We start from the raw sequence: 23,657 nt of genomic DNA, 5'->3' as shown, positions 1-23,657 counted from the left end.
CGAGCCGACGGTCCCGCGCTCACCCCCACGGGCGCGGGGCCGTCACCGCTCCCGGACGGACACGACGTCCATCCGGGACGGCGTCCCCGCGGCCTTGCCGCAACTCTCCGGGCGGGGCGGTTCACTCGCGGCCTCGGCCACCTCGACCTCCCAGACGCGGCCGTCCTCGTGGCGCACCGTCACCAGCCAGCGGCCGTCACCGGACGGCTGCTGCGTCAGCGTCAGCGCGTCGGCCCGGGTCTCGCCGGTGGCCAGCCGCACCGCGTGGTCGGCGGCCTGGCCCGGGCGCTCCCAGCCGGAGCAGCCGCGGGCCCACTCCGGCACCATGTGCCCGGCCGCCGTCGCCGCCAGCACGTCCTTGGCGGTCTCCGTCGTCAGCCGCCCGTACGCGTAGCCGTACGGCAGCACCAGCATGGTGGGGGAGAAACGGTGCCCGCCCAGGTGCGTGACCTCCCACACCTCGCTGTGCCCGGCCGCCGCCAGCTCGGCCGCCAGCGGCCGGCCGAGCAACGCGCAGCAGCGGTCCCGGCGGCCGTTGGTGCACACCAGGGCGACCGGCCCGCCGACGTGTTCCGTCCCGAGACCGCCGTGCTCCCCGGCGCCCAAGGCCGCGAAGTCCAGCCCCAGCAGCTCCGCCGGATCCGCCACCTCGGCCCGCCGGACCCAGCCCCGGCCCGGCACGCTGTGCGCCACGATCACCTCGTGGCGCGCCGTCGGCAGGCAGTCCGCATGCCGCCCGGGCCGCCGGATCAGCGCCACCCGCACCCCGGTCCCCGCCGCGGCCGCCTCCAGCGCCCGCCCGACCGCCGAGTCCAGATGGCTCTCGCCGAGCGCCTTCGCCCCCCACGGCCCGCTCTGCTCGACCAGCAGCCAGGTCGTGGCGGTCGCCGCCGTGGCGGCCAACGGCTCCGACAGTTCACGCGACAACGTCGCACAAGTGCTCACGCAGGTAAGGCTACCCGTACTGAAAAGACCGCGGCGGGACACCGAAAGGTGCCCCGCCGCGAGCCTGTCCTCCGTCCGCCCGGCGCCGCTACGCCGGGCCGGCGACCACCGCGATGGGCGTCGTCACCGGCGTACCCGAGCCGTCACGGCGCGGGTCCCGCTCGGGCAGGTCGACCGGGGCGCCCTTGGCGGTGGCGGCCCGGGCGGGGGAGGGGCCGGCCCAGGCGAAGGCCAGGGCGTCCTCACCCCGCAGGAAGCGCTGACAGCGGACTCCGCCGGTGGCACGGCCCTTGCGCGGGTACTGCTCGAACGGGGTGACCTTCCACGAGCTCTGCTCCTCGCCGGTCAGCGTGCCCGCGGCACCGGCCACCGAGACCACCACCGCGTCCGCCGCCGGATCCACCGCCGTGAACGACAGCACCCGGGCACCGTCCGACAACTTGATGCCGGCCATGCCGCCCGCCGGGCGGCCCTGCGGACGGACCTGGCCCGCCGGGTAGCGGAGCAGCTGCGCGTCCGAGGCGATGAAGACCAAGTCCTCCTCGCCGGTGCGCAGTTCGACCGCACCGATCACCTCGTCGCCCTCCTTCAGGGCGATCACCTCGAACTCGTCCTTGTTGGCGGGCCACTCGGGCACCACCCGCTTGACCACACCCTGCGCCGTGCCCAGCGCCAGACCCGGCGACGACTCGTCCAGCGTGGTCAGCGCCAGCACCCGCTCGCCCGCCTCCAGGCGCAGGAACTCGCCCACCGCGGCGCCGCCCGCCAGCGTCGGCGACGGCGTCGGCGGCAGAGCCGGCAGATCGATCACCGGCAGCCGCAGCACCCGGCCCGCCGACGTCACCACACCGACGTCCGCACGCGCCGTCGCCGGCACCGCCGACACGATCACATCGTGCTTCGCCCGCTTCTCCGACAGCTCGAACGGCTCACCGTCCGCCGTCCGCGCCAGCAGACCCGTCGACGAGAGCAGCACCCGGCACGGATCGTCCGCCACCTCCAGCGGCACCGCCAGCGACGCCGACGGCACCGCCCCCGCCTCCAGCAGCACCGTCCGCCGCTCCGTGCCGAACTGCTTGCCCACCGCGGCCAGCTCCGTCGACACCACACTGCGCAGCCGCGTGTCCGACTCCAGGATCTCCGTCAGCTCGGCGATCTCCGAGTTGAGCTTCGCCTGCTCCTCCTCCAGCTCCACCCGGTCGAACCGGGTCAGCCGGCGCAGCGGGGTGTCCAGGATGTACGCCGTCTGCGTCTCCGACAGCGAGAAGCGCTCGATCAGGCGCTCCTTCGCCTGCGCCGCGTTGTCGCTCGACCGGATGATCGCGATGACCTCGTCGATGTCGACCAGCGCCACCAGCAGGCCCTCGACCAGGTGCAGCCGCTCCTGCCGCTTACGGCGACGGAAGTCGCTGCGCCGGCGCACCACCTCGAAGCGGTGGTCGACGTATACCTCCAGCAGCTCCTTCAGCCCCAGCGTCAGCGGCTGGCCGTCCACCAGCGCCACGTTGTTGATGCCGAAGGTCTCCTCCATCGGCGTCAGCTTGTACAGCTGCTCCAGCAACGCCTCCGGCACGAAACCGTTCTTCACCTCGATCACCAGCCGCAGCCCGTGCTCGCGGTCGGTGAGGTCCTTGACGTCCGCGATGCCCTGCAGCTTCTTCGCGTTGACCAGGTCCTTGATCTTCGAGATCACCTTCTCCGGGCCGACGTTGTACGGCAGCTCGGTGACCACGATGCCCTTGCGGCGGGCGGAGACCGCCTCGATCGTCGTGGTGGCACGGATCTTGAAGGTGCCGCGGCCCGACTCGTACGCGTCCCGGATGCCCGACAGGCCGACGATCCGCCCGCCCGTCGGAAGATCCGGACCGGGAACGAACCGCATCAGCGTGTCCAGATCCGCGTTCGGATGCTTGATCAGGTGCCGGGCCGCCGCCACCACCTCGGACAGGTTGTGCGGCGGCATGTTCGTCGCCATGCCGACCGCGATGCCCGTCGCACCGTTCACCAGCAGGTTCGGGAACGCCGCCGGCAACGCCAGCGGCTCCTGCTCGCTGCCGTCGTAGTTCGGGCCGAAGTCGACGGTGTCCTCGTGGATCGACTCCACCATCGCCATCGACGCCGCCGTCAGCCGCGACTCCGTGTACCGCATCGCGGCCGGCGGGTCGTCGTTGCCCAGCGAACCGAAGTTCCCGTGCCCGTCGATCAGCGGCAGCCGCATCGAGAACGGCTGCGCCATGCGCACCACGGAGTCGTAGATCGACGCGTCACCGTGCGGGTGCAGGCGGCCCATCACCTCGCCGACCAGGCGCGCGCACTTCACGTGCCCGCGCTCCGGCCGCAGGCCCATCTCGTTGGCCTGGTACAGGATCCGCCGGTGCACCGGCTTCAGACCGTCCCGCGCGTCGGGCAGCGCGCGCGAGTAGATCACCGAGTAGGCGTACTCCAGGAAGGAGCCCTGCATCTCGTCCACAACGTCGACATCGAGGATCCGCTCCTCGAAATCTCCGGGCGGCGGGGTCTGCGAACTGCGGCGGGCCATCGCGGCGGGGCTCCCTTGCGTCTGTCTGATGCGTCTGTCTGCTTCGGATCACGGCTCAGCGCCCCCATTGTGGACCCTTCCGCCGACACTCCCGCCCAGCGCCCCTCTTCCGCCCCTGGCGAACGCACCGTCCGCGCGGACACATCCGCGCCCTTCACGCGTTGCACCACAATGGGGGACGCCACACGAACCCCCGACATCGACGACGGGAAGGACCCGAGCGCATGGCCAACCCGGCCCCCGCATCCACCTCCACCGGAGGAAATGGCGCTGCCATCGCCATCACCGAGCACCGCCTGGCCAACGGCCTGCGCGTCGTCCTCTCCGAGGACCACCTCACCCCGGTCGCCGCCGTCTGCCTCTGGTACGACGTGGGCTCCCGCCACGAGGTGAAGGGCCGCACCGGGCTGGCCCACCTGTTCGAGCACCTGATGTTCCAGGGTTCGGCCAACGTCTCCAACAACGGCCACTTCGAGCTCGTCCAGGGCGCCGGCGGGTCCCTCAACGGCACGACCAGCTTCGAGCGCACCAACTACTTCGAGACCATGCCCGCCCACCAGTTGGAGCTCGCCCTCTGGCTGGAGGCCGACCGCATGGGCTCCCTGCTCGCCGCCCTCGACGACAACTCGATGGAGAACCAGCGCGACGTCGTCAAGAACGAGCGCCGCCAGCGCTACGACAACGTCCCCTACGGCACCGCCTTCGAGAGGCTCACCGCGCTCTCCTTCCCCGACGGCCACCCGTACCACCACACCCCCATCGGCTCCATGGCCGACCTGGACGCCGCCACGCTGGAGGACGCCCGCGCGTTCTTCCGCACGTACTACGCGCCCAACAACGCCGTCCTCTCCGTCGTCGGCGACATCGACCCCGAGCAGACCATCGCCTGGGTCGAGAAGTACTTCGGCAGCATCCCCGGCCACGACGGCAAGCAGCCCCCGCGCGACGGCACCCTCCCCGACACCATCGGCCGCGAACTCCGCGAGTCCATCCGCGAGGACGTCCCCTCCCGCGCCCTGATGGCCGCCTACCGCCTCCCGCACGACGGCACCCGCGAGGCCGACGCCGCCGACCTCGCGCTCACCATCCTCGGCAGCGGCGAGTCCAGCCGGCTCTACAACCGGCTCGTCCGCCGCGACCGCACCGCCGTCGCCGCCGGCTTCGGCCTGCTCCGCCTCGCCGGCGCCCCCAGCCTCGGCTGGCTCGACGTCAAGACCTCCGGCGACGCCACCGTCGGGCAGATCGAGACCGCCGTGGACGAGGAGCTCGCCCGCTTCGCCGCCGAAGGCCCCACCGCCGCCGAACTCGAGCGCGCCCAGGCCCAGATCGAGCGCGAATGGCTCGACCGGCTCACCACCGTCGCCGGCCGGGCCGACGAACTCTGCCGCTACGCCGTCCTGTTCGGCGACCCCAAGCTCCTCAACAACGCCCTCCCCAAGGTGCTCGACGTCACCGCCGAGGAGGTCCGGGACATCGCCCGGGCCCGCCTCCACCCGCAGAACCGGGCCGTCCTCGTCTACGAGCCCACCACGGCCGACGACACCGGCACCGACCAGACCGCCACCGCCGCGACCGAAGAGGAGGGCGCTGCCGCATGAGCACCGACTACGTCCCCGCCATGACGTTCCACCCCCAGCCCCAGCCCGGCACCCCCAGCCCGTGGGCCTTCCCCGCCCCCGAGCGCGCCGCCCTCGGCAACGGCATCACCGTCCTGCACTGCCACCGCCCCGGCCAGCAGCTCGTCGCCGTGGACGTCCTCCTCGACGCCCCCCTCGCCGCCGAACCCGACGGCCTCGACGGCGTCGCCGGCATCCTCGCCCGCGCCCTCAACGAAGGCACCGACACCCTCACCGCCGAGGAGTTCGCCGCCGAACTCGAGCGCGCCGGCGCCACCCTCGACGCCCACGCCGACCACCCCTGCATCCGGGTCTCCCTCGAAGTCCCCGCCAGCCGGCTCCAGCGCGGCCTCGGCCTCCTCTCCGACGCCCTGCGCGCCCCCGCCCTCCCCGAGGACGAGATCGAGCGCCTCGTCGCCAACCGCCTCGACGAGATCGTCCACGAGCAGGCCAACCCCGCCCGCCGCGCCGCCAAGGCCCTCTACGCCGAACTCTTCGACGGCACCGACCGCCTCTCCCGCGCCCGCGGCGGCACCGCCGACACCGTCAAGTCCATCGACCGGGCGGCCGTCAAGGCCTTCTACGACGCCCACATCCGGCCCGCCACCACCACCGTCGTCGTGGTCGGCGACCTCACCGGCACCGACCTGCCGGCCCTGCTCGAAAGCACCCTCGGCGCCTGGACGGCCGACACCGCCGCCCCCAGCACCCACGCCCCGGTCACCGCCGACGACACCGCCCGCGTCGTCATCGTCGACCGCCCCGGCTCCGTCCAGACCCAGCTGCTCATCGGCCGCATCGGCCCCGACCGGCACGACCCGGCCTGGGCCGCCCAGATCCTCGGCACCTACTGCCTCGGCGGCACCCTCACCTCCCGCCTCGACCGCGTCCTGCGCGAGGAGAAGGGCTACACCTACGGCGTCCGGGCCTTCGCCCAGCCGCTGCGCTCCGCCGCCGACGGCACCGGGCGCGCGCTGCTCGCGGTCAGCGGCTCGGTTGACACCGCCTCCACCGCCCCCGCCCTCGCCGACACCTGGACCATCCTGCGCACCCTCGCCGCCGAGGGCCTCACCGATGCCGAGCGCGACGAGGCCGTGCAGTTCCTGGTCGGCGTCGCACCGCTGAAGTTCGAGACCGCCGGTTCGGTCGCCGGTACCCTGGCCGACCAGGTCGAGCAGCACCTGCCCGACGACTACCAGGCCGAGGTCTACCGGCAGCTCGCCGAGCTCCCGACGGCCGCCGCCACCGAGGCCGTGGTCGCCGCCTTCCCGCCGGACCGCCTGGTCACCGTCCTCGTCGGCGACGCCGCCCAGATCGCCGAACCCGTGCGCAAGCTCGGCATCGGCGAGGTCACCGTGATCAGCGCCTGAACCGCGCCTGAACCGCCGTACGGGAAGGGCCCGGTGGAGCATTCCGCTCCGCCGGGCCCTCCGTCGTTAAATCCCTTGCGGGGCGTGATCGCCCTGTGGGTAGATATCCCCCGGCAGCCGGTACGACGACGGAAAGGAGGCGGTCACCATGAGGGTCGAGCCGACCACAGTGCGCTCCCCACGACCGTTCCTCCCGTGTGCCCCGGCCCGCCCCCTGGCCGCCTGAGCGCCGCCACCCCAGATCTTCCCCGAGCCGCACCGGGACTCTTCGCGCGGCACCACACCTAGGCTTGAACCAACCGACCTTTGGAGGTCGTTCAACCATGTCGTACACCGAGGTACCCGGCGTCCGGGTCCCGATCCGGATGTGGACCGACCCGGCCACCGTCGAGGGCCAGGCCATGCAGCAGCTGCGCAACATCAGCTCGCTGCCCTGGCTGCACGGCCTCGCCGTGATGCCCGACGTCCACCTGGGCAAGGGCGCGACGGTCGGCTCCGTGATCGCCATGCGCGGCGCCGTCTGCCCCGCGGCGGTCGGCGTGGACATCGGCTGCGGCATGAGCGCCGTGAAGACGTCGCTCACCGCCGAGGACCTCCCCGACGACCTCTCCCGCCTCCGCTCCAAGATCGAGCAGGCCATCCCGGTCGGCCGCGGCCTCCACACCGACCCGGTCGACCCGCGCAGGCTGCACGGCTTCGCGACGGCGGGCTGGGACGACTTCTGGGAGCGCTTCGACGGGGTCGCGCCGGAGGTGAAGTGGCGGCGCGAGCGGGCCATGCAGCAGATGGCAACGCTCGGTGGAGGTAATCATTTCATCGAACTGTGCGTTGATGACACCGGCACTGTCTGGCTGATGCTGCACTCCGGCTCGCGGAACATCGGCAAGGAGCTGGCGGAGCATCACATGGGCGTCGCCCGCTCGCTGCCGCACAACCAGGGGCTGGTCGATCACGACCTGGCGGTGTTCATCGCGGACACCCCGCAGATGGGTGCCTACCGGCAGGACCTCTTCTGGGCGCAGGAGTACGCCAAGAAGAACCGCGCGGTGATGATGGCGCTGTTCCAGGACGTCGTCCGCCGTGAGTTCGCCAAGGCGAAGGTCGCGTTCGACGAGGTGATCAGCTGCCACCACAACTACGTGGCGGAGGAGCAGTACGACGGTGTCGATCTCCTGGTGACCCGCAAGGGTGCGATCAGGGCCGGCTCCGGAGACTACGGGATCATCCCCGGCTCGATGGGCACCGGTTCGTACATCGTCCGCGGCCTCGGCAACGAGGCGGCGTTCAACTCGGCCTCGCACGGCGCCGGCCGCAAGATGAGCCGGAACGCCGCGAAGAAGCGGTTCACCACGCGTGATCTGGTCGAGCAGACCAAGGGCGTGGAGTGCCGCAAGGACAGCGGAGTCGTGGACGAGATTCCCGGTGCGTACAAGTCGATCGAGAAGGTCATCGAGCAGCAGAAGGACCTCGTCGAGATCGTGGCACACCTGAAGCAGGTCGTCTGCGTCAAGGGGTGAGCCCGGACGCGAGGAGGGCCCCGGGTATGTCGGGGCCCTCCTCGCGGTGTTCGTCCCGTGGACGGACAGAAGCGCCCGGCAGTGCTGTCACTGCCGGGCGCTCTGTGGCCGAGAACTGGCTCAGGCGGCGGCCGGCAGCTCGTCGAGGCCCTCCTGGACCAGCTTGGCGAGGCGGTCGAGGGCCTCGTCGGCGCCCTCGGCGTCGGAGGCGAGGACGACCTCTTCGCCGCCCTGGGCGCCGAGACCGAGCAGGCCGAGCAGGGAGGCGGCGTTGACCGGCTTGCCGCCGGGCTTGGCGATGGTGATCGGCACGCCGGTGGCCGTGACGGCCTTGACGAAGACGGCGGCGGGACGGGCGTGCAGGCCCTCGGCCCAACCGATGGTGACGCGGCGCTCAGCCATGAGACGTGCCTTTCCGGTGAAGCTGGTCACGGCCGTGCTAGGGGTGGCGGCCATGTTGTCTAGACCAGTGTTGCACGCAGGTGACCCCTTCGAGCCGCCTCGTTCAGGACTTGTGATTGTTTCTTTCGGGGGCATAAGTGAGGGCATAAGCCCCGGCCAGCGGCCTTGCCGGGCCGCTGGGCGGCCCTGCTCACCCTGCCGTGGCCGCACGCCCGGCGCCATTCGGCTCGCCGCCGGATAACCTGACGAATGTGGACGACTCCGCGGTACCGCATCCCGAGCTGGGCCCGCAGCACGGCACGACGCAGGGCCCGATGCAAGGCGCACGGCAGGGCCCGAAGCCGGCGTCGGCGCACCACCCCGAGCATGCCGGGCCGGACTACCCGCAGCACTGGGAGGCCGACATCCTGCTGCGGGACGGCGGCACGGCCCGGATCCGGCCGATCACGCCCGCGGACGCCGGGCGGCTGGTGGAGTTCTACGAACAGGTGTCGGACCAGTCCAAGTACTTCCGCTTCTTCGCGCCCTATCCGCGGCTGTCCGACAAGGACGTCCGTCGTTTCACCCACCACGACTTCGTCAACCGGGTGGGCCTGGCCGTGGTGATCCGGGACCGGTTCATCGCGACCGTCCGCTACGACCGGATCGACCCCGACGGCCGTCCGTCGGACACCGGTACCGATGCGGAGGTGGCGTTCCTGGTGCAGGACGCGCACCAGGGCCGCGGGGTGGCCTCCGCGTTGCTGGAACACATCGCGGCGGTGGCGCAGGAGCGCGGTATCCGCCGTTTCCAGGCGGAGGTGCTGCCGGAGAACCGCAAGATGGTGAAGGTCTTCACCGATGCCGGCTACACCCAGCACCGCAGCTTCGCCGACGGTGTGGTCCACCTGGAGTTCGACCTGGAGCCGACCGCGGCCTCGCTCGCGGTGATGAGGGCGCGCGAGCACCGCGCGGAGGCGAGGTCCGTGCAGCGGCTGCTCACTCCGCGTTCGGTGGCGGTGCTCGGGGTGTCGCGCAACCCGCAGACCGTCGGCCGGGCGATCCTGCGCGATCTGCTCGGCGGATTCGAGGCCAGTGACCTCGAGGCCGGTCACCTCGCGGCCAAGGGCTCCGCGGCCGAGGGCTCCGGGGCCAAGGAAGCGGACGACGACCGCCGCGTCTACGCCGTGAACCGCAACGCGCCGCCCGGTACCGAGCTGGACGGTGTCCCGGTGCACCGTTCGATCCTGGAGATCCCGGGCCCGGTGGATCTCGCGGTGATCGCGGTGCCGTCCGCCGCCGTCCCCGCCGCGGTCGCCGAGTGCGGCGCGCACGGGGTGCAGGGTCTGGTGGTGGTCACCGCCGGCTACGCGGAGACCGGGCCGGAGGGCCGGGACCGCCAGCGTGCCCTGGTCCGTCAGGCGCGGGCGGCCGGTATGCGGGTGATCGGCCCGAACGCCTTCGGTCTGATCAACACCGACGCCGACCGCCCGTTGAACGCCTCGCTCGCGCCGGTCCTGCCGCGGCGCGGCGGCTTCGGCATCTTCTGCCAGTCGGGTGCGATCGGCGTGGCCCTGCTGGAGGCGGCCCACCGCCGGGGGCTCGGCGTCTCCTCCTTCGCCTCGGTCGGCAACCGCTCGGACGTCTCCGGCAACGACTTCCTCCAGTACTGGGCGGAGGATCCCGCCACCGAGGTGGTGCTGCTCTACCTGGAGTCCTTCGGCAACCCCCGCAAGTTCACCCGGATCGCCCGCCGGCTGGCCGCCGCCAAGCCGATCGTGGTGGTGAAGGGCGCCCGCCACACCGGCAGCCTGCCGCCGGGCCATGCCGTCCCGGCCACCGCGACCGGGCTGCGCGACGCCACCGTGGACGCGCTGTTCGAGCAGGCCGGCGTCACCCGGGTGGAGACGATCACCGAGTTGTACGACACCGGGGAGCTGCTCGCCCTGCAGCCGCTGCCGTCCGGGGACCGGGTCGCGGTGGTAGGCAATTCGGACTCGCTCGGCCTGCTCACCCATGACGCCTGCCTGAGCGCCGGGCTGCGGCCGCGGACGCCCGTGGACCTGACGACCGCCGCGACCGGAGAGAACTTCCGGATCGCGCTGGACGTGGCGTTGGGCGACCCGGGGGTGGACGCGGTGATCGCCGTTGCCATCCCGCCGATCGGCACGTCGGCGCATGCGTTCATGGGTGGCCGGCTGACCGGCCCGGACGATCCGGAGATGGGCTCCGACGACCCGGAGATCGCCGCCGCGCTGCTCGAAGCGGGTGAGCGGGCGAGGGAGTTGGGCAAGCCGCTGGTGCTCGCCCATCTGGCGCTGACCGATCTGCCGAACCGGCTGCGGCCGGGAGGCATCCCCGCCTACCCGGCGCCCGAGCGGGCCGTCCGCGCCCTCGCGCACGCCGTCCACTACGCGCAGTGGCGGTACCGGATGGCCGAGGCGGAGGAGACGGCCCGCGTCCCGGAGCTGGACCGGATCGACGAGTCGGGCGCCCGGGCCCTGGTCGAGGCGGTGCTGAGCACCCGGACTGCCCGCCCGTCGCCCACCACCACCCTTGTTCGTGGCGCTACGCGCCGCACCTTCTCCGCCCGGACCCAACCGGGGGGCGCGCGGATCACGCTGCCGGACGCGGACACGACGGCGCTGCTCGCCCGCTACGGCATCGACGTCTCGCCGACGCTGCCCGCGCCCGACGAGGAGGGCGCCGTTCGTGCGGCCGCGACGCTCGGTTACCCCGTCGCGCTGAAGGCCACCGCCCCGCACCTGCGCCACCGCCCCGATCTCGGCAGCGTCCGGCTGGACCTCACCGGCGAGCCGGGGCTGCGCCGGGCCCACCGTGAGCTGGACGCGCTGCTCGGCGGGGCCGCCCAGGCCGAGCTGGTGGTCCAGCGGCTGGCCCCGCGCGGTGTGGACACCGTGATCGGCGCCACCGTGGACCCGGCGGTCGGCGCGATCCTCTCCTTCGGCCTGGCCGGCGCTCCTGCCGAGCTGCTCGGTGACGTTGCCCACCGGCTGGTCCCGGCCACCGACCAGGACGTGGCCGGGCTGATCCGGGAGGTCCGGGCGGCGCCCCTGCTGTTCGGCTGGCGCGGCGCCGAGGCGGTGGACACCGACGCCCTGGAGGAGGTGCTGCTGCGGGTCTCCCGCCTGGTGGACGACCTCCCGGAGGTCGCCTCGGTGGATCTCGAACCCGTGGTCGTCGCCCCGCACGGGCTGGCGATCCTGGGGGCGCGAGTGCGGATCGCACCCCTGCCCGTCCGCAGCGATCTGGGCCCGCGCGCCATGAGCACGCTGTAACCTTCCTTGGTTGCGCCCTGTCCGGGGGCGCTGTTGCCCGGAAGCTCGGCGCCGTGCCGCCCGCTTCGTCGGCGGACCATGCCAGGATGGAGTTATGGCGAAGACCGGTACCACCACCACTCAGGACCTGCGCTCGGCGATCGAGCGCAGCGGCTACTACCCGGCCCTGGTGTCCGAGGCGGTCGAGTCCGCGGTGGGTCCTGAGCCGATCAGCTCCTACCTGGTGCACCAGGAGACCACCTTCGACGCCAACGAGGTCCGCCGGCACGTGACCGTGCTGGTGCTGACCCCGACCCGGTTCGTGGTGAGCCACACCGACGAGCAGTCCGGCGACGGCGCAGGCCCGGCCGTGCCGTACGCGACGACCTCGACCGAGAGTGTCCGGCTGGACCGGATCGGTTCGGTCGTGGTGAGCCGGATGGTCGCCAACCCGGAGACGTACACCCCGGGCACGCTGCCGCGCGAGGTCGTGCTGACCATCGGCTGGGGCGCGGTGCAGCGCCTGGACCTGGAGCCGGCCGGCTGTTCGGACCCGAACTGCGAGGCGGACCACGGTTACACCGGTTCGGCCACCGCTGACGACCTGTCACTGCGGGTCAGCGAGGCCGGCGACGGTCCCGAGACGGTGGCCCAGGCGCTGGTGTTCGCCCGGGCGCTGTCCGACGCGACGATCAGCAACAGCCCACGGGTCTGAGCCGGCGACGCACGACGACGTGCGCCGGGACCTGACGCACGACGACGCCACCGAAGCCAGGAAGCCAGCCCCTCACCCATGTCCTTCGCCCCCGACGGCTACGACGCCTTCGAGATCCTCGACCCCGCCACCGCCCCGGCGCCCCTCTACGGCAGCGGCTCGCTCTGCGACCTCCTGCCCTCGGTGGCGGCCGGCCTCGGTGTGCCCGGCTTCACCGCGACGCTGCCGATCGCGCCCGCCGACCGGGTGGTGGTGTTCCTGGTCGACGGCCTCGGCTGGGAGCTGCTGCTGCGCCACCCCGAGTACGCGCCGTTCCTCTCCTCGCTGGCCGGCAGTTCGCTGGGCGGCACCGGCCGCCCGCTGACCGCCGGCTTCCCGTCGACCACCGCGACCTCGCTGGCCTCCGTGGGCACCGGGACCCCGCCGGGCCTGCACGGCCTGGCCGGCTACACGGTGGCGGTGCCGGGCGCGGGCTACCTGATGAACCAGCTGCGCTGGCAGCCGCACACCGATCCGGCGCTCTGGCAGCCGTACCCGACGGTGTTCGAGCAGACCGACGCCGCCGGGGTGGCGACCGCCCAGGTGTCCTCGCCGTTGTTCGCCCAGACCCCGCTGACCCGGGTGGCGCTCTCCGGCGGCTCCTTCCTCGGGCGGACCACCGGCGAGGAGCGGATGGACCAGGCCGCCGCCTGGCTGGCCGAGCACGACCGCGCCCTCGTGTACACCTACGTCAGCGAGCTGGACGGTGCCGGGCACCGGTTCGGGGTGGACTCCGACGAGTGGCGGATGACGCTGGACGCGGTGGACCGGCTGGCCCGGCGGCTGGCCCAGCAGCTGCCGCCGCGGTCGGCGATGTACGTCACCGCGGACCACGGCATGATCGACATCGCTCCCGAGGACCGGGTCGACTTCGACGAGGACTGGGAGCTCGGCGCCGGTGTCGCGCTGCTCGGCGGCGAGGGCCGTGCCCGGCACGTGTACGCCGTGCCGGGGGCAGCCGCCGACGTGTACACGGTCTGGAGCGAGGTGCTCGGCGACCGCATGTGGGTGGCGACCCGGGACGAGGCGATCGCCGCCGGCTGGTTCGGCCCCTCGGTGGACGACCGGGTCTACCACCGGATCGGCGACGTGGTCGCCGCGGCCCGTGACGACATCGCCGTGGTCGCCTCCCGCAACGAGCCCGGCGAGTCCGCGATGATCGGCCTGCACGGCTCGATGACCCCGGTCGAGCAGTTCGTGCCCCTGCTCGAGGTCCGCGCGTGAACCCCCCGCTCCGCGTGAACTCCCCCTCTCTGAAAGGCCTCTGCTCCACCCATGGCTGAACTGGTGTTCTTCTCGGGCACGATGGACTGCGGGAAGTCGACGCTCGCGCTCCAGATGGACCACAACCACGCCGCCCGCGGCCGACAGGGGATCATCCTCACCCGCAACGACCGCGCCGGCGCGGCCACCATCTCCAGCCGCCTCGGCCTGCAGGCCGAGGCGGTCGAGGTCGCCGACGACTTCGACTTCCACGCCCACGTCGTGCACCGGCTCTCGGCCGGCGGCCGGGTGGACTACCTGATCTGTGACGAGGCCCAGTTCTTCGCCGCCGAACAGGTCGACCAGCTGGCCCGGGTGGTCGACGAGCTCGGCATCGACGTCTTCACCTTCGGTATCACCACCGACTTCCGGACGAGGCTCTTCCCCGGCTCCCAGCGGCTGATCGAACTGGCCGACCGGGTCGAGGTGCTCCAGGTCGAGGCGCTCTGCTGGTGTGGCGCGCGCGCCACCCACAACGCCCGGACGGTGGGCGGCGTGATGGTGGTCGAGGGCGCCCAGGTCGTGATCGGCGACATCACGGTGCGCGAGGACGAGGTCGGCTACGAGGTGCTCTGCCGCCGCCACCACCGCCGCCGGCTCACCGCCGCGACCGCCCGCGCCTCGGTGCTCTCCCCGGACGTGCTGCCCTTCGAGGAACAGCAGGCCTGAGAGCCCTCGGTCAGAGGCCCGTTTCCAGTACGGAGAAGTGCCCGCCCTGCGGGTCGGCCAGCCGCGCCAGCCGGCCGAGCCCCGTCACGTGCGGCTCCACCAGCACCCGGCCGCCCAGCTCCATCGCCCGACGGGCCGTCAACACCGTGTCCCGGACGGCGAAATGGACCCGCCAGCGCGGCGCATGCCCGCGTAGCTCGGTGCCGGACCGGATGCCCGCCACCGGCCGGCCGTCCACCAGCAGCGCCGACCCGTCGGCGCCCGGCGCCACCGGCCGCCCCAGCACCGCGCCGTAGAAGACCGCCGCACCCTCCTCGTCCGGGGTGATCAGCTCGGCCCAGGCGGGACCGCCGGGCTCGGGGCCCGCCTCCCGGCCGGTGTGCTCCTCACCCTGCCAGAGCCCGAAGACCGCACCGGACACGTCGGCCGCGATCGCCAGCCGGCCGGCCCGCTCGGCCTGCAGCGGACCGACCGCCACCGTGCCGCCGCACTCGCGCACCAGCTGGGCCGTCCGGTCGGCGCTGTCCACCGCGAAGTAGGTCGTCCACTGGACGGGGAAGCCCGTCGCCGCGGAGACACCGAGACCGGCGACCGGGGCGCCGCCCGACTCGGCCCGCACGTAGGCGCCGAGCTGGGTGGGGCCCGGGGTGTACGTCCAGCCGAGCAGCTCGCCGTAGAAGGCGCGGGCGCCCGCCAGGTCGTCGGTCATCAGGCTGACCCAGCACGGCGTGCCCTGGGCCAGCCGGAGCTTCACCGCAGGCATGCGGGCCTCCTCACGGGGCGGACGGCGCACGGAGCTGCGCACGTGAGGGTGATGGTTCCACCCTGGCGCGCGCCGAACCCCCGGGCCGCGCGGAAAGTCCGGCAAAGACCGCACAAAGAGCGTCGAGTTGGTGGCCCTGCGCAAGAATGACCGGCATGACGACTTCTCACGATGACTCCCCGCTGGTCTCGGTGGCCGGCCTGCGGGAGGCGCTCGCCGCGGATCTCCCGCCGGTCCTGCTCGACGTGCGCTGGCAGCTCGGCGGTCCGCCCGGGATCGAGGACTACACGGCCGGCCATCTCCCGGGCGCCCATTTCGTCGAGCTGGACACCGACCTCGCGGCCCCGGCCGGTCCGCCCGGGCGAGGCGGCCGCCACCCGCTCCCCGACGTCGAGGAGTTGGGCGCCGCGCTGCGCCGTTTCGGGGTCTCCACCGGCCGTCCGGTGGTGGTGTACGACGGCGCCACCTCGCTGGCCGCGGCCCGGGCCTGGTGGCTGCTGCGCTGGGCCGGCCACCCGGACGTGCGGGTGCTGGACGGTGGGTTCGCCGCCTGGCAGGCGGCCGGGCTGCCGGTGACCGCCGAGGTGCCGGCGCCGGAGGAGGGTGACTTCAAGCCGGCGCCGGGCCGGTTGCCGACGGTGGACGGGGACGGCGCGGCGGCCTGGGCCCGGACGGGGCTGTTGCTGGACGCCCGGGCCGGGGAGCGCTACCGGGGGGAGACCGAGCCGATCGACCCGCGCGCCGGGCACATCCCGGGGGCGGTCTCCGCGCCGACGACCGAGAACGTCGGCCCGGACGGGCGGTTCCGGCCGGCCGCCGAACTGGCCGAGCGGTTCCGCGCGCTGGGTGCGGGGGAGCGGGAGACCGCGGTGTACTGCGGTTCGGGTGTGACGGCGGCGCACCAGATCCTGGCGCTGGCGGTGGCGGGCCTACCGGCCACGCTGTACCCGGGCTCGTGGAGCGAGTGGTCGAGCGACGGGAGCCGCCCGGTGGCGGTCACCGACCAGCCGGGCTGAGCCGGCCGCGTCCCGCCGGCGGTGCGACGCCGGTCGTACGGAGCCGCGGTCGGACGACGCCGGCAGTACGAGGGTGCGGTGGCACGGCCGGTGACGCGGCGAAGGGGTGGAAGGCCGACCGGCCTTCCACCCCTTCGCCGACGGTGACGGCTACTCCTGCTTCTTGCGCCGGCTGCCGAAGACGATCTCGTCCCAGCTCGGCACGGTGGCCCGGCGTCCGGGCCGGACGCCGTCCGCCTCCGCCTGCCGGTCGGTCGTCCCGACCAGGCGCTCGCGGTGCGGGGCGACGGCCCGCGGCATCAGGATGTCCGCGTACGCCGAGCCCGCGCCGACTGCGGGGGCGGCGGCTGCCGGCTCCTCGCTCTCCTCGGCGACCTCCGCGGGCACCGGCTCGATCGGCGGCGGTGCACCGACGGCGAGGTCACCGCGGAAGGCGGGGACGACGTCGAGCAGGCTGGTCAGCGAGTCGCGCGACTCGGCGGTGGCCTCGCGGCCCTCGCGCACCTCGCGGGCCGACATGATGCGGTCCGCCGAGGGCCGGTCGATCATCGGGCGCAACGGCCGGTCGTGGGGGAGCCGGGCGATCCGCGGGATGAACGGGAAGACCGACTCCTCCTCGCGCTCGACGTTCTCGCCGATCAGCGCGCGGGCCTCGTCGTCGTTGGGCTGGACCAGGCGCCGCGGCGGGTCGTACGTCCAGGACGCGCTGCGGCCCTCGCCCTCGGCCCGGTAGGAGAGGATGACCTCCCAGGTGCCGTCGTCGCGCCGCCAGGAGTCCCAGCGCTCGGTGTCCTTCTCGGCGCCGCGCAGCGCGAGCCGCTCGGCGACGGCCTCGCCCAGCTGCGGTCCGGTGGACTCGCCGTGCCGGCGGATGGCGGTCTTGCGAGCCCGCTCGGCCATGAAGGCGCGCTCGGCGAGCACGGGCCCCTCGAAGCGGCGGACGCGGTCGACGGAGATGCCGGCGGCCTGCGCGACCTCCTCGGCGGAGGCACCGGCTCGTATCCGCGCCTGGATGTCGCGGGGGCGGAGGTGGCTCTCCACCTCGATCTCGATCTGGCCGAGGCGCGGACGGTCACCACGGATGGCGGCTCGCAGCCGCTCGTCGATGGGGAGGGTGTACTCCGTGCTGTCGGCAGCCTTGAGCACCAGCCGTGTGCCGTCGTTGCTGACGGCCACAACCCGCAGTTCGGGCACGGTTACCTCCCGGGTGGTGCCTGCCGACGTCACCTGCGTCGCTGCTCCCGTACTGAGTGTGGCCTGCCCGCTCGCGACTGGCCACAACCTTGCTGAGTTCCCCGGCGTGTCGGGCTTAGGCCCGGACGCGCCGCTGTGGCACGGTTGCCTTTTTGCCACGTCACCTGTTGACGTCGCGCCTGGGTATCCCGACCGTCCTCGCACGCGCAGTGATCGCGACGATCCGGGACGGGCGTCGCCGTGCGTGCCTGCGCCGTGGCTCTTTGTCAATCTGGCGGTTGATGGCCAGTCGACAAGTCGACCCAGGGCTCAGGCTTTACGAACAGTACTCCATTCGTGGCATCCAAAGGGGCGGCTCGCCGCTCAAGTCTCCCGCGATTCACGGGAATCTCAAGAGCGCGCACCCCCGATCGCCGACGATCAGCCGGTGGACGGTGATCATCTTCACATATATCTCCCGCGCAGAACCGCATTTTCGCCCCTTGTGTCCTTCTTTGGGCAAGATGGAGCGACTTGTTCGAAGAGCAGTCGTACGGACCGAGGGATGTTGATGCCGGAGCAGAAGTCCGCCGAGAAGGCCGCCGGGGAGGGCGGTACGGAAGGTCGCAGGCGAATTGATCTGAGTGTGGCTCAGGTCGCGGCCAGTGCACTCGCCGCCGTGGTGGGGGCGTTGCTCGCCTCCGAACTCGGCGTCTACGGCACGATTCTGGGCGCGGCGGTGGTGAGCCTCGGGGCGACCACCGGAGGTGCGGTGTTCCAGCACGTCTTCCGGCGTACCGGCGAACACCTGCGCGACGCGGTGGACCGGACCGGTCCCGGGCCGGAGGTGAACGGGCTCCGCCAGGTGCCGGCCTCCGGCACGCCGGCGACGGTGCCGGCGATCTCCCCGGAGTGGAACGCGCCGCAGGTGGTCCGGGCGCGTCGGCGGTGGACGTGGAAGACGTCCGCGGCGGTGTCCGGGCTGGTCTTCCTCCTGGCGATGACGCCGATCGTCGCCTTCGAACTGGCCACCGGGCAGCCGGTGTCGGCCACGGTGAAGGGCGAGGCGGGCAGTGGCACCTCGCTGGGTGGCACGGTGAGTCCGAAGCCGCAGGCCCCGTCCGGCCGTCCGGCCGGTGACCCCACGGGCGGGCCTTCGGGCGTCCCGTCGCGGGGTGGCGCAAGCCCGTCGGCCGGGAAGGACGGCGGCGCCTCGGCGCCGGCCTCCCCGGGCGCGAGCCCGAGCGCCGGGAGCGGCGGCAAGGCCTCCCCGTCGTCGGGCCCCAGCTCCACGCCGTCCGCCGGTCGGTCCACCGGGCCCTCCACCGAGCCGTCCGCCGGCGCGTCCGGTGCGGCGAGCCCGAGCGGCGGCGCCGGGCCGTCCGGCGAGGCGGCCCCGCAGCCGCCCGCCCCGAGCGGTGCGCCCGCCGCGGTCTCCCCACAGGCCGCCGCCCCCACCGACAGCCGGTGAACCAGGCCCTTCCCGGGCCGGTCTTGCCGGGCGCGCGAGACCGGCCGGACAGGACCTGGGGCCTCTCCGGTCGGGCCTGCCGGATCGGCGTGCGAGACCGGCCGGACGCCTACGCCCCGAGCACCCGCCGCAGGTAGTCGTTGCCGAAGCGGCGCTCCGGGTCGAGCTCGTCCCGCAGCGCCGTGAAGTCGGCGAAGTGCGGGTAGACCCCGGCGAGGTAGTCGGCGTCGCGGGTGTGCAGCTTGCCCCAGTGCGGGCGGCCGTGGTGGGCGGCCATCAGCTTCTCCACCTCGGTGAAGTAGCCCTGTTCGGCGGTGCCCCGGTAGAGGTGGACGGCGATGTAGGCGCTGTCCCGGCCGCCGGCGGTGGAGAGCCAGAGCTCGTCGGCGGGGGCGAACCGCACCTCCACCGGGAAGCTGATCCTCCAGTCGGAGCGTTCGATCATGGCCCGGAGCTCGCGCAGCACCTCGGCGACCTCCTCGCGCGGCACCGCGTACTCCATCTCCACGAAGCGGACCTTGCGGGGGCTGGTGAACACCTTGTACGCGGTGTCGGTGTAGCTGCGGTCCGACCAGGCGCGGCTGGCGAGCGAGGCGATGGCGGGCACGGTGCCGGGGAAGCGCCGGCCGACCCGGCAGGCTCCCTCCCAGACGGTGTTGGAGAGGAGGTCGTCCTCCAGCCACTCCTTGAACCGGGGCAGCGGGGCGGCCGGCCCCTGGCTGCGGTTGTTGCGCTTGGTCGAGCAGCGGTCGGTGTGCGGGAACCAGTAGAACTCGAAGTGCTCGTTGACAGCGGTGAGGTCGTCGAGCCGCTCCAGGACCTCGTCGAAGCGCATCGGCTGCTCGTGCGCGGTGAGCAGGAAGGCCGGTTCGACGGCGAAGGTGAGCGCGGTGATCACGCCGAGGGCGCCGAGGCCGAGCCGGGCGCCCTCGAAGAGCAGCGGGTTCTCGGCGGGGGAGCAGTGCCGGACGCTGCCGTCGGCGAGGACGATCTCCAGGGCGCGGATCTGGGCGGCGAGCGAGCCGGAGTCCCGGCCGGTGCCGTGCGTGCCGGTGCTGGTGGCGCCGGCCACGGTCTGGACCTCGATGTCGCCCATGTTGGTGAGCGAGAGCCCGGCGGCGGCGAGCAGCCGGTTGAGCCGGGCCAGTGGCAGGCCGGCCTCGACGGTGACGGTGCCGGCCTCGCGGTCGATCTCGCGGACGGCGGTCATCGCGTACGGGCGGACCAGGACGCCGTCCCCGGCGGAGGCGATCGAGGTGAAGGAGTGGCCGGAGCCGACCGCCTTGACGGTGCGGCCCTGGTCGGCTGCGCGCAGGATCTCCTTGGCCAGTTCCTCCGCCGTGCCGGGCGTGACCACCTTGGCCGGGTGGGCGCTCTGGTTGCCGGCCCAGTTGGTCCAGCGGGTGCGGGGTGCGGTACTGGCCTGGGGCATGCGGTGCCTCCTGCTCCGTGGCCGAACGGTGTCGGCTCGCTCCGGGGCGGCGCCGCCGCCCTACCCGCGGGTAGGCCCGCGAGTAGGGAGGAGATTAGTCAGTTCACCGATCGAGGTCTACGGTCTGCCCGGCGGGCTGGGCGGCCTCGGCGGACGACAGACCGGCCCGCAGGCGGCCGAGCCCGGTGAGGGCGGCGACCACACCGAACACCCCGGCCGTCAGCGGCACCCAGTAGCCGGCGGCGGCCCCGGCCGCGTCGACCACCCAGCCTGCGGCGGAGGAGCCGAGTGCGACGCCGAGGGCAAGCCCGGTGGTCGTCCAGGTCATGCCCTCGGTGAGCTGGGCGGCCGGGACGAGCCGCTCGACCAGGGCCATCGCGGTGATCAGGGTGGGGGAGATGGCGATGCCGGCGACCAGCAGTGCGGCTCCGACCGCGGCCAGCCCGCCGACCCCGTGCACCGACTCGGCGACCAGCAGCAGCGGCGCCATGCTGAGCGCCATGAAGAGGACGCCGCCGAAGAAGCGGCCGGCCATCGAGCCGGTGAGCTTCAGCGTGCCGAACACCACGCCGGCCACGCAGGAGCCGAGCGCCCAGAGCGCCAGGATCACGCTGGAGACGGACTTGTGGCCCTGCTCGTCGGAGAAGGCGACGGTGACGACCTCCACCGAGCCGAAGATCGCGCCGGTGGCGACGAAGGTCAGGATCAGCACCTGCAGCCCGCGGTTGAGGATCACCGAGCTGCCGGTGTGCCGGGCGGCCGGGTGCACCGGCGGCTGGGTGGAGCGCTGCGCGGCGAACAGCGCCACGCCGACGGCGAGGAAGAGCCCGGCGAGGAGGACGCCGGCCTCCGGGAAGACGGAGGTGGCCAGGGTGATGGCGAGGATCGGGCCGACGATGAAGCAGATCTCGTCGACCACGGCCTCGAAGGAGTACGCGGTGTGCAGCTTGGGCGCGTCGTCCCGGTAGAGGTGGGCCCAGCGGGCGCGGACCATTGCGCCGGTGCTCGGCATGACGCCCATGCCGGCCGCGAAGACGAAGAGTGTCCAGTCGGGCGCCCCCAGCCGGGCGCAGACCAGCAGTCCGACGGCGGCGGCGACGGTGATCGCGGTGGCTGGCAGGAGGATCCGGCGCTGCCCGTGCCGGTCCACCAGCCGGGAGACCTGCGGCCCCAGCACCGCGGCGGACACCGCCAGCGTCGCCGACACCAGGCCGGCCACCCCGTAGGAGCCACGCAGCTGGGAGAGCATGGTCACGATGCCGATGCCGGTCATGGAGATCGGCAGCCGGGATATGAAGCCGGTGGAGGAGAAGGCCAGACTGCCGGGGGCGGCGAAGATCTGGCGGTAGCTGGACAGCACGGTGGCTCCGCAGGGGTAAGGAACGAGGCTGGCCAAGACAGCTTACGTACGTTGGCAAACAGTATTTTCCGGACGCCCGGTGCGGCCCAGCCCGCGGGGTCCGGCCCCTCAATGGCAGGATCGGTCCCATGTCCGACGTGCGCAATCCCTCACCCTCCGGCGCCGCTCCGATCGCGGCCCAGCCGTACGACGCCCTGCTGCTGCTCTCCTTCGGCGGGCCCGAGGCCCCCGAGGACGTCGTCCCCTTCCTGGAGAACGTCACCCGCGGCCGGGGCATCCCGAAGGAGCGGCTCAAGGAGGTGGGCAAGCACTACTTCATGTTCGGCGGCGTGAGCCCGATCAACGAGCAGAACCGCGAGCTGCTGGCCGCGCTGCGCAAGGACTTCGCCGACCACGGCCTCGGCCTCCCGGTCTACTGGGGCAACCGGAACTGGGCGCCCTACCTGGTCGGCACCCTGCGCGAGATCGCCGCCGACGGGCACCGCCGCGTCGCTGTCCTCGCCACCAGCGCCTACGCCGGGTACTCGGGCTGCCGCCAGTACCGGGAGAACCTCGCCGACGCGCTCGCGCAGCTGGCCGAGGAGGGGCGCCCCGCCCTGAGGGTGGACAAGCTGCGGCACTTCTACAACCACCCCGGCTTCGTCGGGCCGATGATCGACGCCACCGTGGCCGCGCTGGACCGGCTGCCCGCGGAGGTCCGCGCCGGCGCCCGGCTCGCGTTCACCACCCACTCCATCCCGGACACCATGGCCGAGACCTCCGGTGCCCCGGACGACCCGGCCCGCGGCCGGCCCGGCGGCGCGTACGTCGCCCAGCACCTGGAGGTGGCCCGGCTGGTCGTCGCCGCCGTCGCCGAGCGCACCGGCGTCGCTGACCGGCCCTGGGAGCTGGTCTTCCAGAGCCGCAGCGGTGCCCCGCACATCCCGTGGCTGGAACCCGACATCGGTGACCACCTGGAGGCCCAGCACGCCGACGGCGCGCCGGCCGTGGTGATGGTCCCGATCGGCTTCGTCTCCGATCACATGGAGGTCAAGTACGACCTGGACACCGAGGCGGTGGCCAAGGCCGCCGAACTCGGCCTGCCGGTCGCCCGCGCCGCCACCGTCGGCGCCGACCCCCGGTTCACCGCCGCCGTCCGCGAACTCGTACTGGAACGGGCCGCCGCCGAGCGCGGCGAGGCCGTGACCCGCTGCGCCCTCGGCACGCTCGGCCCCAGCCACGACGTCTGTGCGGTGGCCTGCTGCCCCAACCCGCGCGCCCCGCGCCCGGCCGCCGCCGAGCGCTGACCCCCTCCGAGGAGAGCCCGTGCCCAGTCCCGAACTGCTCGACGAACTGCTCGACGTCGCCCTGGACGCCGCCCGGCAGGCGGGCGCGCTGCTGCGCGACGGCCGGCCGGCCGAACTGGGCGTGGCGGGCACCAAGAGCAGCCCGGTCGACGTCGTCACCGAGATGGACCTCGCCTCCGAGAAGCTGGTCCTGGAGCTGATCGGCGCCCGCCGCCCGGCCGACGGCTACCTCGGCGAGGAGGGGGCCGACCGGCCCGGCACCAGCGGGGTCCGCTGGGTCGTCGACCCGCTCGACGGCACCGTCAACTACCTGTACGGGCTGCCGTCCTGGGCCGTCAGCGTGGCAGCGGAGCTGAACGGCGAGGCGGTCGTCGGCGTGGTGTACGCCCCGGCCCGCGGCGAGCTGTTCCACGCCGTGCTCGGCCGCGGCGCCCACCTGGACGGCCGGCCGCTCTCCGCCCGCCCGGCCCCGCCGTGGGGGCAGGCGCTGATCGGCACCGGATTCAACTACGTGCAGCAGGTACGGATCCGGCAGGCCGAGGTGCTGCTCGCACTCATGCCGGAGGTCCGTGACATCCGCCGGGGCGGGGCCGCAGCCGTGGACCTCTGCGATGTCGCCGCCGGGCGGCTGGACGGCTACTACGAGCGCGGGCTCGCCCCCTGGGACCGGGCCGCGGGCTGCCTGATCGCCGCCGAGGCCGGCGCCATGGTCGGCGGCCGCCCGGGCCACGGCCCGGACGGCGAGCTGACCGTCGCCGCCGCGCCCGGCGTGTACCAGCCGCTGCAGGAGCGGCTGGCGCGGCTGCGCGCCTGGGCGGACTAGG

18 protein-coding genes are annotated in these 23,657 nt (G+C 73.3%); 11 read left to right on the top strand and 7 right to left on the bottom strand.

Features of this window, described 5'->3' with window-relative positions:
* Positions 1-42: 42 nt before the first annotated feature.
* Positions 43-945, bottom strand: a complete 903-nt coding sequence (locus tag OG286_RS13385; protein WP_405365283.1) for a sucrase ferredoxin — start codon at positions 943-945, stop codon at positions 43-45.
* Between the two features lie 88 nt (positions 946-1,033).
* Positions 1,034-3,484: a DNA topoisomerase (ATP-hydrolyzing) subunit A gene (locus tag OG286_RS13380; protein ID WP_405365281.1), complete on the bottom strand. Its 2,451-nt coding sequence runs from the start codon at positions 3,482-3,484 to the stop codon at positions 1,034-1,036.
* 224 nt (positions 3,485-3,708) lie between these two features.
* Between OG286_RS13380 and OG286_RS13375 the strand changes: the two genes are divergently transcribed.
* From OG286_RS13375 to OG286_RS13365, 3 genes are all read left to right on the top strand, one after another.
* Positions 3,709-5,082, top strand: coding sequence for a M16 family metallopeptidase (locus OG286_RS13375; protein ID WP_396323743.1), 1,374 nt, complete (start codon positions 3,709-3,711; stop codon positions 5,080-5,082).
* Positions 5,083-5,102: 20 nt separating this feature from the next.
* Entirely contained in the window at positions 5,103-6,470 is a 1,368-nt protein-coding gene (locus tag OG286_RS13370; protein WP_396323829.1) for a M16 family metallopeptidase, read from the top strand.
* A gap of 323 nt (positions 6,471-6,793) precedes the next feature.
* Positions 6,794-7,987: an RtcB family protein gene (locus OG286_RS13365; protein WP_396323742.1), complete on the top strand. Its 1,194-nt coding sequence runs from the start codon at positions 6,794-6,796 to the stop codon at positions 7,985-7,987.
* Between the two features lie 120 nt (positions 7,988-8,107).
* On the opposite strand, the gene OG286_RS13360 is transcribed toward OG286_RS13365, so the two are convergent.
* Positions 8,108-8,389, bottom strand: coding sequence for an HPr family phosphocarrier protein (locus OG286_RS13360; protein ID WP_396323741.1), 282 nt, complete (start codon positions 8,387-8,389; stop codon positions 8,108-8,110).
* 314 nt (positions 8,390-8,703) lie between these two features.
* Between OG286_RS13360 and OG286_RS13355 the strand changes: the two genes are divergently transcribed.
* From OG286_RS13355 to OG286_RS13340, 4 genes are all read left to right on the top strand, one after another.
* Complete coding sequence (locus tag OG286_RS13355; protein WP_396323828.1) at positions 8,704-11,667, top strand: GNAT family N-acetyltransferase; 2,964 nt, start codon at positions 8,704-8,706, stop codon at positions 11,665-11,667.
* Positions 11,668-11,761: 94 nt separating this feature from the next.
* Positions 11,762-12,361, top strand: a complete 600-nt coding sequence (locus OG286_RS13350; RefSeq protein ID WP_396323740.1) for a DUF5998 family protein — start codon at positions 11,762-11,764, stop codon at positions 12,359-12,361.
* Positions 12,362-12,439: 78 nt separating this feature from the next.
* Positions 12,440-13,624 carry an alkaline phosphatase family protein gene (locus tag OG286_RS13345; RefSeq protein WP_396323739.1) on the top strand — a complete coding sequence of 395 codons (1,185 nt, stop codon included), beginning with the start codon at positions 12,440-12,442 and terminating at the stop codon, positions 13,622-13,624.
* A 51-nt stretch (positions 13,625-13,675) separates the two neighbouring features.
* Positions 13,676-14,332, top strand: coding sequence for a thymidine kinase (locus OG286_RS13340; protein WP_396323738.1), 657 nt, complete (start codon positions 13,676-13,678; stop codon positions 14,330-14,332).
* 10 nt (positions 14,333-14,342) lie between these two features.
* Here the strand turns inward: OG286_RS13340 and OG286_RS13335 are convergent, their stop codons facing one another.
* Complete coding sequence (locus tag OG286_RS13335) at positions 14,343-15,095, bottom strand: VOC family protein (protein WP_396323737.1); 753 nt, start codon at positions 15,093-15,095, stop codon at positions 14,343-14,345.
* Positions 15,096-15,250: 155 nt separating this feature from the next.
* Here OG286_RS13335 and OG286_RS13330 point away from each other — a divergent pair, with 155 nt between their 5' ends.
* On the top strand, positions 15,251-16,111 hold the full coding sequence (locus OG286_RS13330; RefSeq protein WP_396323736.1) for a sulfurtransferase: 861 nt from the start codon (positions 15,251-15,253) through the stop codon (positions 16,109-16,111).
* A gap of 150 nt (positions 16,112-16,261) precedes the next feature.
* Here OG286_RS13330 and sepH read toward each other — a convergent pair whose 3' ends face one another.
* Positions 16,262-17,338 carry a septation protein SepH gene (gene sepH / locus OG286_RS13325; RefSeq protein WP_396323735.1) on the bottom strand — a complete coding sequence of 359 codons (1,077 nt, stop codon included), beginning with the start codon at positions 17,336-17,338 and terminating at the stop codon, positions 16,262-16,264.
* A gap of 517 nt (positions 17,339-17,855) precedes the next feature.
* On the opposite strand from sepH, the gene OG286_RS13320 reads away from it, so the two are divergent.
* Entirely contained in the window at positions 17,856-18,755 is a 900-nt protein-coding gene (locus tag OG286_RS13320; protein WP_396323734.1) for a hypothetical protein, read from the top strand.
* Positions 18,756-18,864: 109 nt separating this feature from the next.
* On the opposite strand, the gene OG286_RS13315 is transcribed toward OG286_RS13320, so the two are convergent.
* On the bottom strand, positions 18,865-20,187 hold the full coding sequence (locus tag OG286_RS13315) for a D-arabinono-1,4-lactone oxidase (RefSeq protein WP_396323733.1): 1,323 nt from the start codon (positions 20,185-20,187) through the stop codon (positions 18,865-18,867).
* A gap of 103 nt (positions 20,188-20,290) precedes the next feature.
* Positions 20,291-21,547 (bottom strand): MFS transporter, encoded by a 1,257-nt coding sequence (locus tag OG286_RS13310; RefSeq protein WP_396323732.1) that lies wholly within the window; start codon positions 21,545-21,547, stop codon positions 20,291-20,293.
* A 128-nt stretch (positions 21,548-21,675) separates the two neighbouring features.
* Here OG286_RS13310 and OG286_RS13305 point away from each other — a divergent pair, with 128 nt between their 5' ends.
* The gene (locus tag OG286_RS13305; protein WP_396323731.1) at positions 21,676-22,833 is read left to right on the top strand and encodes a ferrochelatase; all 1,158 of its coding nucleotides are present in this window, start codon (positions 21,676-21,678) and stop codon (positions 22,831-22,833) included.
* A gap of 19 nt (positions 22,834-22,852) precedes the next feature.
* The gene (locus OG286_RS13300; protein ID WP_396323730.1) at positions 22,853-23,656 is read left to right on the top strand and encodes an inositol monophosphatase family protein; all 804 of its coding nucleotides are present in this window, start codon (positions 22,853-22,855) and stop codon (positions 23,654-23,656) included.
* The last annotated feature ends 1 nt before the right edge of the window (position 23,657 follow it).

The sequence above is a fragment of the Kitasatospora sp. NBC_00039 genome, assembly GCF_045160625.1.
In the GTDB taxonomy this organism is placed as follows: Bacteria; Actinomycetota; Actinomycetes; order Streptomycetales; family Streptomycetaceae; genus Kitasatospora.
The sequence above is the reverse complement of the archived record's forward strand: the minus strand, read 5'-3'. Positions and strand labels throughout refer to the sequence as shown.